This is a genomic window from Acinetobacter sp. WCHAc060025, from assembly GCF_004209355.1.
Lineage (GTDB): Bacteria > Pseudomonadota > Gammaproteobacteria > Pseudomonadales > Moraxellaceae > Acinetobacter > Acinetobacter wuhouensis.
Map to the genome: position 1 here is coordinate 34,993 of NZ_SGSX01000024.1, position 6,519 is coordinate 41,511.

The 6,519-nt window shown below is 35.5% G+C and carries 8 protein-coding genes; 4 read left to right on the plus strand and 4 right to left on the minus strand.

Features of this window, described 5'->3' with window-relative positions; genetic code table 11:
• Positions 1-188 precede the first annotated feature (188 nt).
• The 3 genes from EXE09_RS16690 to EXE09_RS16705 form a co-directional block, all read right to left on the minus strand.
• Entirely contained in the window at positions 189-680 is a 492-nt protein-coding gene (locus EXE09_RS16690; RefSeq protein WP_130113882.1) for a hypothetical protein, read from the minus strand.
• A gap of 1,272 nt (positions 681-1,952) precedes the next feature.
• The gene (gene fumC, locus EXE09_RS16700; protein ID WP_130118005.1) at positions 1,953-3,347 is read right to left on the minus strand and encodes a class II fumarate hydratase; all 1,395 of its coding nucleotides are present in this window, start codon (positions 3,345-3,347) and stop codon (positions 1,953-1,955) included.
• A 212-nt stretch (positions 3,348-3,559) separates the two neighbouring features.
• The gene (locus EXE09_RS16705; RefSeq protein WP_130118006.1) at positions 3,560-4,564 is read right to left on the minus strand and encodes an SDR family NAD(P)-dependent oxidoreductase; all 1,005 of its coding nucleotides are present in this window, start codon (positions 4,562-4,564) and stop codon (positions 3,560-3,562) included.
• Positions 4,565-4,686: 122 nt separating this feature from the next.
• Here EXE09_RS16705 and tusD point away from each other — a divergent pair, with 122 nt between their 5' ends.
• Genes tusD through EXE09_RS16725 form a run of 4 tightly spaced genes read left to right on the plus strand, consistent with a single transcriptional unit; the run spans position 4,687 to position 6,142 of the window.
• The gene (tusD, locus tag EXE09_RS16710; RefSeq protein WP_130118007.1) at positions 4,687-5,055 is read left to right on the plus strand and encodes a sulfurtransferase complex subunit TusD; all 369 of its coding nucleotides are present in this window, start codon (positions 4,687-4,689) and stop codon (positions 5,053-5,055) included.
• Between the two features lie 43 nt (positions 5,056-5,098).
• Entirely contained in the window at positions 5,099-5,449 is a 351-nt protein-coding gene (locus EXE09_RS16715; protein WP_068975994.1) for a hypothetical protein, read from the plus strand.
• 42 nt (positions 5,450-5,491) lie between these two features.
• Positions 5,492-5,776, plus strand: a complete 285-nt coding sequence (locus EXE09_RS16720) for a DsrH/TusB family sulfur metabolism protein (RefSeq protein ID WP_130118008.1) — start codon at positions 5,492-5,494, stop codon at positions 5,774-5,776.
• Positions 5,777-5,830: 54 nt separating this feature from the next.
• The gene (locus EXE09_RS16725) at positions 5,831-6,142 is read left to right on the plus strand and encodes a TusE/DsrC/DsvC family sulfur relay protein (RefSeq protein WP_130118009.1); all 312 of its coding nucleotides are present in this window, start codon (positions 5,831-5,833) and stop codon (positions 6,140-6,142) included.
• Positions 6,143-6,156: 14 nt separating this feature from the next.
• Here the strand turns inward: EXE09_RS16725 and EXE09_RS18840 are convergent.
• The coding region (locus tag EXE09_RS18840; protein WP_165382081.1) for a hypothetical protein at positions 6,157-6,519 on the minus strand (363 nt) is incomplete at its 5' end.

Genomic DNA, 6,519 nt, shown 5'->3' on the forward strand with positions numbered 1-6,519 from the left:
TTTATAATTTAAACATGGAATGTCACGACTTTTATGATATTTACGTTAAAACTGTGTAATTTTTAGATTCCAATCGACAACATTTTTTTACTTTTCATAAGTTATAAATATAACAACAAATACTCCACGACTATTTTCATTTAGAAATAAAAAGGGGCAAAAGCCCCTAATTTTAATCTAAGTAATAATCAAAAATTTGCATTCAATACTTTTGCTGAAACTGTATTTTTCCAAAGATCTCGCAACGTCGGTAAATAAAATTTTTCACCTAATTCAACAAGTTCGGCATCAATCAAAGCATGCGTTTCATGCATCAATAAATAATCAAGCTCTACTGTCAATAACTGCTGTTGCTTTTTAGCAAACTCCTTGCGTTTTGCCTGTGCTTGTTTAAGCAATTGATCCGCAAAATTCTTATTTTTATATTGGCTAATGGCTTGTAAGCGTAGTTCAATCACACCCCAACCTGTTAAAAACTTCTTAAAGGTTTCAAAATCTTCAGTTGTCGATTCCCAAGTCATTTTATCCAAATCTTCATCTTCTGGAAGTACAGGCAATAGAAGCTCCATCACACTTGGAAATATTTTTTTGAAATTTAAAATAAATTTAACAGGATGCTCACCTGGATAATCTTTGAATTGAACATTTTCCTGAACATCCGTTAAATATATAGAGAGCATTAATATAACCTTTGATAACTAGCTGTATTTTAATGATTAATTACCACCTTGCAAAACAAATACAAAGTGAGTTTAAAACATTAACAAAATTAAAAATGCATTTTATCAACTATGACAGTGAATTCAATGCAAAGGTTCTCACCAAGATTGTTAATGGTTAGATTTGATGCGTTTAAGATTGGAGATCATTTCAAATGGAATGTCTTCGATACATTCTACATTTAAAACGCAGATGTATGTGCTTTTTAAATAATTCTTAGGGCTAAGATCTATCTTTGAGGCAATAGACCTCTTGCGAAAGTTATTTTCGGCGAGATCTAAATCAATATTGAATGTTCCCTCTCCTTTCAAGAGAGGGTTAGGGAGAGGTTTTCTATTTAAAAGCCCCCTCATCCTAGCCTTCTCCCAAAGGGAGAAGGAACTTCCAATATTCTTTTGGATATGTTTTTAATCTAAAATTTGTACATTTTTTGACTTACGCAAGAGGTCTAATGTAAGTCAAATTTAAAAACCATTAAGAAAATCACATTAAATAATGCGCTATTTAGCAAAGTTCTATTCAACAAATTTTCTTTCACAATATTTATAATTTTCCTCTTTACTGACATGCCCATTAGCATGCACACAGGAACAAAACAAAATTGCCTTGTTATAGGGAATCCTTTCTGGAACATCCACGCCATAACACTTCGTGTCAATATCAGACAACCGATTCGCAACGAACCACTCTCCAGAATAAAATGGATAGGCGAAACCACCAACAACGATCAAAAATAGAATAATAATGGGGAGATTGCTTTTAATATAATGAATCATTTGGCTTAAAATTTTGTACGAAGGTTTACTTTGAAAACGTAATGATAAAGTAACATTTATTAACGACCAATAAAAAAGATGTCCAAGCGCCCTACTTCATTGCTTTAAATCTGCTTAAACTCTATTTTAGGTGATCAACTAAGCAATCCGCTCATGTTGCTGCATGGTTATATGCCACGTTTAAATATATCCACATGACGCCTTAAAAAGACAGTGTTTTATTTGAAAATATTGTCAATCATTTTGTTGGCAGTTTAAATCAGCATACAATTTAGAACACGATCAAAAAATATAATTATTATTTTCGCATTCTGCCTACTATAAAATTAAAGCCCACTCATGTGAGCTTCTTTTATACAACTTTACTCTAACACTATCTACGCATATATGATTTCCACTAGATACAAGACAGATATGCATAAGAGTAAAAATACAATCAATTATGCAACTGAATGATTATTTCACATTTGGATGAACCATTTTTTCAGGTTGTACCACTTCATCAAATTGCTCAGCTGTCACAAAGCCCAACTCGACCGCCACCTCTTTTAAAGTTTTACCTTGTTTATAAGCTGTTTTAGCGACCTTCGCTGCATTTTCATAGCCAATCACAGGATTTAAAGCCGTTACGAGCATCAACGAGTTATGTAAGAAATAATCAATTTTCTCACGATTTGGTTCAATCCCTACTGCACAATGCTCATCAAAGCTATTACATGCATCACCAAGCAATTGAATCGATTGAACAATGTTATAAGCCATCACAGGCATGAATACATTTAGCTCAAAATTCCCAGAGGCCCCAGCAATATTAATGGTCGTATCATTGCCCATCACTTGTGCAACCACCATGGTCATCGCTTCACATTGGGTTGGATTCACTTTACCTGGCATAATGCTTGAACCAGGTTCATTTTCTGGAATAAGCAATTCACCCAAACCGCAACGTGGGCCACTCGCTAACCAACGCACATCATTGGCGATTTTATTTAGACTCGCGGCTAAAGTTTTTAAGGCACCTGAAGCAAAGACCACAGCGTCACGACCAGCAAGCGCTTCAAATTTATTTGGATTGGTAATGAATGGTAAGCCTGTCAAATTTGCCAATTGTTCAGCCGCTTTTTCAGCATAATCAGGATGCGCATTTAACCCAGTTCCCACAGCTGTCCCACCTAATGGCAACTCATAGATCCAGACCAGTGCTTGCTTTAAGCGCTTTAAACCATGGTCAAGTTGTGCCACATAACCACTAAATTCTTGCCCTAGCGTTAATGGCGTTGCATCTTGTAAATGGGTACGCCCAATTTTGACAATATCATTAAATTCTTCAGACTTACGCTGCAAAGTGTCACGCAGTCGTTCTACTGCCGGAATGAGTAATTCATTGATCTGAATCGCTGTAGCAACATGAATTGCTGTAGGAAATGAATCATTGGTTGATTGCGCACGATTGACATGATCATTTGGATGAACAGGATTTTGTGAACCTAAAGGATTACCTAGTTTTTGATTGGCAATATTGGCGATCACCTCATTACAGTTCATATTACTTTGCGTACCTGAACCTGTTTGCCAAACCACTAAAGGAAATTGCGAATCCCATTTTCCTGAAATCACTTCATCGGCAGCATCTACAATGTATTGAGATAAATCTTGAGGAATCTGATTGAGTTCAGCATTGGTGATTGCAGCGGCTTTTTTCACTAAACCCATTGCACGAATCATCGGACGTGGCATGTGTTCTGTGCCGATCTTGAAATTCTGTACACTACGTTGAGTCTGCGCGCCCCACAATGCCTCACTCGGAACTTCTACATCGCCCATAGTGTCATGTTCAATACGTGTTTGCATTTTCAACCTCTTATTTATCCATGTTTTAGTTTCAAGAAAAGCTTGGTTACAATCGTTGTACTGTCTTGAAAAAATAATGTGCAGATTAGCTTGATACATTATTTTGAGTACAAACAGCCATTCGTACTTTTGCCTTGATCAATTCATGCTAAACAAATCGGTAGAAAATGTAAATGATAATTATTTTCAATAAAATATCATCTGTTGCATATTTATCGATTATTTAACGTATTTTGATAAAAACGCCATTCATCCTCAATCATTTGGTTAATTGAACGTTGCGCTTTCCAATTTAAAACTTTAAATGCCTTCTCACTGGTTGATGCCATTTGTTCTAATTCATTGATTTTGTAAGTCGCATCAATATGATGAATCTTAGACTGGGTGACCGCTTCAACACTTTGCGTCAATTCTTGGATTGATGCAACAGTTCCTGCAATATCAAAACTTTCCAATATATTGTCTTGTTCATTTAACCAATGCAGACTCGATTTAACAGCTTCACACACATCTAATACATGTACAAAACTACGTTCCACGGTTTGATCTTTGGTATTGGCAAAACGTTGTAGCTCGATTAAGTCACGCTGTTGTGCAGCAACTTGTAATAACACAGGCAACACATTTTTAGGCAATGGCACCACAAACTCGCCTAATACGCCATGTTCGAATGCACCTCCCACATTGGCAACACGCAGAATTGCCATTTTCCATTCTTGATCGGTTTTAAACGTATCTCGAATGATTTCTTCAATCATTTGTTGTGATTTTATATAAGGATTTGGATATGAATAATTAATTTCCGTTTGTTCATTTAAATACAAACTGGACTGACCATAGACCATTAAACTGGAAATGTGAATAAATTTGCGTACACCTGTTCGTTGCATAGCTCGCAATAAACTCATGATACAACTGAGATTATCGTTATAATATTCAAGCGGTTTTAAGTTTGACTCTTCAACAGATTTAAAACCTGCACAATGAACAACCGCATCGATTGAATATTGTTCAAATACTTTATTTAAAGCAGGTGTATTGCGAATATCAATTTTTACGAATGGAATGTACATTCGTGAAATAAATTCAAGTCGTTCCAATGACTGTAGATTTGCATTGGCGAGATTATCTACAATAACAACCTCTTGCCCCTGAGCCAGCAAACTTAAAACCACATGCGAGCCTATAAAGCCTAAACCACCAGTCACTAAAATCATTTATACTACCTATGATGATCAATTTCGAAAGTTATCGGGTTTGAAAATCTCAAATTTGAAAATTACCCAGTCTGGATGTTAGAAACGCTCCATTCTCTGATCCTCTACGTGAATCAAACTAAATGAGTACTCTATTACTAATCACGGCTGCACCAACGTCAATTCATGCATGGCATGCTTTGGGTTTGGCGCAAGCTTTAAAAGCAAAGAATCAAACCTTTCGTGTTTTTTTCTATCAGGATGCAGTGCAAGTGGCGAACAGCTTGCAGTGGGTTCCTGATGATCAACGTAATTTGTCTGTAGAATGGCAAAAACTCGCAATCCGACTTCCTGTCTGTGTGAGTGCTGCACTTGCGCGGGGAATTACAGATCAAGAGAATGCTAAACGTCATCAAATTCAAACCCATAATCTAGCTGAAAGCTTTGAACTTGTAGGATTAGGTGAACTTGCGGATGCTGTCCAGTCTACAGAGCGTCTCATTCAATTCTAAGTGGATAATTCCATTAGACTGTTGCATTTAAAAGGTAATTTGTGTGAATACTGTACTTGTTGTTTTAACCCAAGCGAATTTGAATAGCTTAAATGTTCATGAAAGTCTATCTGCGACGATGGTACTCGCCACTTTTGGATGTGAAATCAAAGTTTTACTTAAAGATGCTGGTTTAAGCTTGTTAAAATCTGAACTGAACTTTAATGGTCTTCAGCAAGCTTTTAAGTTGGCTTCAAATATGGTTGATAGTTTTGAATTCTATGATTTAACTCCAATTTTAGTAGAAAATGTGAATAAAAAATCATGCTTCGTTACACAATCACAACAGGAAATTGAATTTGTGGATTTGAATGCTGAGTTGATCCAATCTTTTGATCATGTGTTGTATTGGTAAGTTTAATTTTCTGATTTTTTAGTATTGAATAGGTCGCCTAATATGACAACACAGACACTTTTTTTAATTCAATCTGATTATGCTCATACAGATCAGGTTTTGGATCAGTTAGAACAGATTCATAGTATCAATGATCATATTGTACTCACTGGTGATGCTGTTCTTTTTGCCCATGATGTCCGCCTACAAAGCAAACAGAATCTTTATGTTTTGGAAAATGACGCAGAAATTTTGTCTGAATCGCTTCCAAGTCAGATTAAATTGATTTCATATGATCAATTTGCAGACTTGGTTTTAGACTTTACGCGTTGTATGAGTTTAAAATAGCTAACTAACTGGCACTTTTTTATCTTTTTATTTTTCGGTTGTATCGGGTTATTTATGAGTTTTGAATTAGACCAAGATGGTCACTTGGTTGATTATACGATTTGGGATGAAAATGTTGCCCAAGAACTGGCTAACAGTTTAGACCTGCAACTGACACCTTGGCATTTTGAAGTTTTACAAGCTGTTCGTCAATTTTACGCGCAGTTTGGACATTCACCCGCAACTCGACCGTTGATTAAGTTTTTGATGAAAACTGTAAGTTCTGAGATTAATAATGCTTTATTACAAGAAAAATTTAATACAGGTTTAGTTGCTCGCCATTTGAGTCGTTTGGCGGGGGTTCCGAAACCTGCGAATTGTTTGTGACTCTATTCCAAAAACTATAGATATTCTATCTTAGGTCGTCCTCCATACAATTCAACTAATTCAGCAAAAAATAATGCATGTGAGTCTGCAATAATTAAGGCAACATGTGGTAGTAGTTTTGCAACTTCTAAACATTTTTCATGTGCATAACCTACTAAATATATTTTTTCATTATTGCGTTCAAAATATACACCACTTAAATCATTTAAATGATAAATTTCATCAAGATTTGTATTTAAATATGGAAGTATACCTTTATCAAAAATATTCTCCTTTTCGCTCGGTAAATGAAAGCATTCATGTAAAATAGATCCTACAAAACCTAAAGAACCTGTTTTTTCATCAGTCGAAAAAGATGGCTGTGTTAAATTGTCATT

Bases quoted from the DNA above. Each gene is read 5' to 3' on its own strand.
- EXE09_RS16690 (WP_130113882.1), bottom strand. From the start codon at position 680: ATGCTCTCTATATATTTAACGGATGTTCAGGAAAATGTTCAATTCAAA.
- fumC (WP_130118005.1), bottom strand. From the start codon at position 3,347: ATGCAAACACGTATTGAACATGACACTATGGGCGATGTAGAAGTTCCG.
- EXE09_RS16705 (WP_130118006.1), bottom strand. From the start codon at position 4,564: ATGATTTTAGTGACTGGTGGTTTAGGCTTTATAGGCTCGCATGTGGTT.
- tusD (WP_130118007.1), top strand. From the start codon at position 4,687: ATGAGTACTCTATTACTAATCACGGCTGCACCAACGTCAATTCATGCA.
- EXE09_RS16720 (WP_130118008.1), top strand. From the start codon at position 5,492: ATGACAACACAGACACTTTTTTTAATTCAATCTGATTATGCTCATACA.
- EXE09_RS16725 (WP_130118009.1), top strand. From the start codon at position 5,831: ATGAGTTTTGAATTAGACCAAGATGGTCACTTGGTTGATTATACGATT.